Annotated in this window: 4 protein-coding genes and 2 pseudogenes; all 6 read left to right on the forward strand. The window is 67.7% G+C overall.

The annotated features are described in order from the left end of the window. Positions 1 to 32: 32 nt before the first annotated feature. Positions 33 to 494: pseudogene (gene rplO, locus VGB60_RS13205) on the forward strand (50S ribosomal protein L15); the annotation flags it as partial. Positions 495 to 733: 239 nt separating this feature from the next. Beyond that, positions 734 to 2,125 (forward strand): preprotein translocase subunit SecY, encoded by a 1,392-nt coding sequence (secY, locus tag VGB60_RS13210; protein WP_331038711.1) that lies wholly within the window; start codon positions 734 to 736, stop codon positions 2,123 to 2,125. Positions 2,126 to 2,149: 24 nt separating this feature from the next. After that, positions 2,150 to 2,719, forward strand: a complete 570-nt coding sequence (locus VGB60_RS13215; protein ID WP_331038712.1) for an adenylate kinase — start codon at positions 2,150 to 2,152, stop codon at positions 2,717 to 2,719. 71 nt (positions 2,720 to 2,790) lie between these two features. Continuing rightward, the gene (locus VGB60_RS13220) at positions 2,791 to 3,516 is read left to right on the forward strand and encodes an energy transducer TonB (protein ID WP_331038713.1); all 726 of its coding nucleotides are present in this window, start codon (positions 2,791 to 2,793) and stop codon (positions 3,514 to 3,516) included. 139 nt (positions 3,517 to 3,655) lie between these two features. Next, complete coding sequence (gene rpsM, locus VGB60_RS13225; RefSeq protein WP_055832177.1) at positions 3,656 to 4,024, forward strand: 30S ribosomal protein S13; 369 nt, start codon at positions 3,656 to 3,658, stop codon at positions 4,022 to 4,024. A gap of 9 nt (positions 4,025 to 4,033) precedes the next feature. Beyond that, positions 4,034 to 4,105, forward strand: a pseudogene (locus VGB60_RS13230) (30S ribosomal protein S11); the annotation flags it as partial.

A 4,105-nucleotide genomic window follows, 5' to 3' on the forward strand; every position in this document is an offset into this window, starting at 1 on the left:
GCCAGGCGCTAGAACCCGAAAGGATCAGGCACATGAAACTGAACGAAATCCGCGACAACGAGGGCGCCCACAAGAAGCGCATGCGCGTCGGCCGGGGCCCGGGCTCGGGCAAGGGCAAGACCGCGGGTCGCGGCGTCAAGGGTCAGAAGTCGCGTTCGGGCGTCGCCATCGGCGGCTTCGAAGGCGGTCAGATGCCGCTGTACATGCGGATGCCCAAGCGCGGCTTCAACAATCCGAACGCGCTGAAGCTGGCCGAGGTCAACCTGTGGCGTCTGCAGGACGCCATCGACGGCGGCAAGCTGGACGCCAAGAACGAGATCAACGGCGACGCCCTGGTCGGCGCGGGCGTCATCCGCCGCACCAAGGACGGCGTGCGTCTGCTGGGCACCGGTGAATTGAAGGCCAAGCTGAACCTGGTCGTCTGGTCGGCCTCGGCCGGCGCGGTCAAGGCCATCGAGGCCGCCGGCGGTTCGGTGACGCAACAGCGCATCGCCGCTGAAGCCAAGGCCGCGGCCCGCGTCGAGAAGCGCAACGCCGCCAAGGGCAAGGCTCCGGCTCCCAAGGCGCCGCGCGGCGACGCCAACAAGATCTCGGCCCGCACGACCCGCACGGCGGCCCGCGCGAAATAAGCTTGAGGGGCGCTCTCGCTAAGGGGGCGCCCTTCGCCTATCTGGACGCTGGCGCCGGATTCACGTCCGATACGCCGCTTTCTGATCAGTCGGGGTGACGACACATGGCTTCGGCCGCCGAACAACTCGCAGCAAACATGAACATGGGTTCGTTCGCCAAGGCGACCGAGCTTCACAAGCGTTTGCTGTTCACGATCCTGGCCCTGCTGGTCTACCGCATCGGCACCTATGTGCCGGTCCCGGGGATCAACTCCGAAGCCTTCCTCGCCTTCTTCCAGAACCCTGACAGCCAGCGCGGCATCCTGGACATGGTCAACATGTTCTCGGGCGGCGCCGTCGAGCGGTTCGCCGTCTTCGCGCTGAACGTGATGCCCTACATCTCGGCGTCGATCATCGTGCAGCTGATGGGCGCGGTATATCCGCCGTGGGAGAAGCTGCGCAAGGAAGGCGGCGAGAGCGGCCGCAAGCAGCTGAACCAGTACACCCGCTACCTGACCGTGGTGCTGGCGCTGTTCCAGTCGGCCGGCATCGCCATCGGTCTGAACGCCCAGCAGGGCTTCGTCGACAACCCCGGCATCTTCTTCATCATCTCGACCATCACCGTCCTGACCGGCGGCACCATGTTCCTGATGTGGCTGGGCGAGCAGGTCACCGCCCGCGGCGTCGGCAACGGCATCTCGCTGATCATCTTCGCGGGCATTGTCGCGGTGCTGCCCGGCACCGTCGCCCGCCTCTTCGGCCTGGCCCAGCAGGGCCAGATGTCCGCCTTCACCCTGCTGTTCATCACCGCCATGATGATCGCGGTCGTGGTCTTCATCGTCTTCATGGAGCGCGCCCAGCGCCGGCTGCTGATCCAGTATCCGAAGCGTCAGGAAGGCAACCGCATGGCCGGCGGCGAGCGCAGCTTCCTGCCGCTGAAGGTCAACACCGCGGGCGTGATCCCGCCGATCTTCGCCTCGTCCCTGCTGATGCTGCCGACGACGGTCGCCCAGATGACCGCCAATGCGAACCTGCCGCCGTGGATGGAGTGGCTGCCGCTGGTCACCGCCCAGATGCAGCACGGCCAGCCCGTATTCATGGTGCTGTACGGCGCGCTGATCATCTTCTTCTGCTTCTTCTACACCTCAATCACGTTCAATCCCGAGGACACGGCCGAGAACCTGCGCAAATACGGCGGCTTCCTGCCCGGCATCCGGCCCGGCAAGCGCACGGCGGAGTATCTGGATTATGTCCTGACGCGCCTGACGACGATCGGCGCGGCCTACATCACGGCGGTCTGCCTGCTGCCCGAGTTCTTCATGGCCAACTCCGGCATGGGTCAGGCGATCATCGGCGGCACGTCGATCCTGATTGTGGTCTCCGTGACCATGGACACGGTCGCGCAGATCCAGTCTCACCTGCTGGCGCACCAGTACGAGGGCCTGATCAAGAAGGCCAAGCTGCGCGGGCGGGGTCAGACCCGCGGCAAGGGCGTCACAGCCCCGGCCCGGCGCTAGGAACCGGTTGGGGGAGGGGCGGCGATGAACCTGATCCTGTTCGGGCCCCCCGCGGCCGGCAAGGGCACTCAGGCCAAACGGCTGGTGGACGCCCGCGGCATGGTCCAGCTGTCGACCGGCGACATGCTGCGCGAGGCGATCGCCTCAGGCTCCGAACTGGGGCGGGAATGCCAGGCGATCATGTCCCGGGGCGAGCTGGTGTCCGACGCCATCGTCATCGCCCTGATCGAGGCCCGTCTGAAAGAGGCCGAGGACGCCGGCGGGGCCATCTTCGACGGCTTTCCCCGCACCGTGGCTCAGGCCGAGGCTCTGGACGCCATGCTGGCCAAGCTCGGCAAGAGGATCGACCGCGTCGTTCGGCTGAAGGTCGACGACGCCGCCTTGCTGGATCGGGTGGCCGTGCGTTTCGCCGATCAGGGCCGTCCCGACGACAATCCCGACAGCTTCAAGGTCCGGCTGGACGCCTACAACCGCAACACGGCGCCGCTGCTGCCCTATTACGCCGACAAGGGCCTGCTGACCGAGATCGACGGAATGGGGTCCATCGCCGCCGTGGCGGCCGAGATCGACGCGGCTCTCGACGACGTCGCGTAACTGTCAGGCTGAACCGTCCCTGACCCTTTGCCGCGCCCGCGCGTTCATGTCCCCGTGATAAGGACGGGGTCGTGAGGATCGAACAGCCACTGCTGACGAAGAAGCGCATGCGGACCGCGGGGATCGCCGCCGGCGTGTCCGCGGCGCACCTGGTCGTGTTCGCCCTGATCGCCAACAGCGCCGCGCCCGTGCCCTTCCTGCCGCCGGCCCCGCCGATCGACGTCGTGCTGTTTCGCCCCACGCCGCCGCCGCCCCCTCCACCCCCGCCGCTCCAGCCCACGCCTGATCCGGGCGGCGGCGCGCCCGCGGCTCCGTCCCGCGTCCATGTCCCGCCGAAGCCCCCAGTGAACGTCCCCCGGGAAGTGCCGGCCCCGCCGGTGCAGGCGCCCGAGCAGCCTCTCGTCATCGGAATGGCGGCGGACGCCAGCCCGACGCCGGGCATGGGGCAGGGGGGCACTGGCGCCGGCACGGGCACGGGCGACGGGGACGGCGAGGGCTCAGGCTCGGGCGGTATCGGTCCGCGCTTCATCCGCGGCGCCACCCAGGGCGAGATCTTCAGCGTCGTCCCCGCCAATGCACGTCGGCGCTCCGGCCGCGGCTCGGTCAACTGCGTCATCCGTCTGGATGAGCGGCTCGACAACTGCCGTGTCGTCGAGGAGACGCCCCCGGGGATGGGCTTTGGCCAGGCCGCCATTCGCGCCGCCGAGGGCTATTTTCGTTTCCGGCCGCCGATGAGCGCCTCGGGCCGTCCGGTCGAAGGACAAAGGGTCACGGTTTTCGTCCAGTTCGGCCGCTGACAGCGCCGCGCCCGCCCCGTGAGCCGTTGACGCAGCGGGAATCCCCTGTATAAGGCGCGCTTCCGCGAAGGGCGTCGACGCTCCTGGTCTGTTGACCGGAGCGTTTGTTGCGTCCGCACACGCGTATCTGGAGAGCTTCGTGGCCCGTATCGCTGGCGTCAACATCCCGACCAACAAGCGCGTCGAAATCGCGCTTCAGTACATCCATGGCATCGGCGCTCACGCCGCCAAGGAAATCACCACCAAGGTGGGCATCGAGCCGGCCCGCCGGGTGAACCAGCTGACCGACGCCGAGGTCCTGCAGATCCGCGAGACCATCGACCGCGACCACACCGTCGAGGGCGACCTGCGCCGCGAGACGTCGATGAACATCAAGCGTCTGATGGACCTGGCCTGCTACCGCGGCCTGCGTCACCGCAAGGGCCTGCCGGTCCGTGGTCAGCGCACCCACACCAACGCCCGCACCCGCAAGGGTCCCGCCAAGCCGATCGCCGGCAAGAAGAAGTAAGACAGACACATGGCCAAGGAACCGGGTCGCGTAAAGAAGCGCGAGCGCAAGAACATCACCTCGGGCGTCGCCCACGTGAAT

It is taken from the genome of Brevundimonas sp. (assembly GCF_036399195.1).
Taxonomy (GTDB): Bacteria; Pseudomonadota; Alphaproteobacteria; order Caulobacterales; family Caulobacteraceae; genus Brevundimonas.

What these genes read in the sequence shown, in the direction of transcription:
- secY (WP_331038711.1), top strand. Translation starts at nt 734, where the DNA reads ATGGCTTCGGCCGCCGAACAACTCGCAGCAAACATGAACATGGGTTCG.
- VGB60_RS13215 (WP_331038712.1), top strand. Translation starts at nt 2,150, where the DNA reads ATGAACCTGATCCTGTTCGGGCCCCCCGCGGCCGGCAAGGGCACTCAG.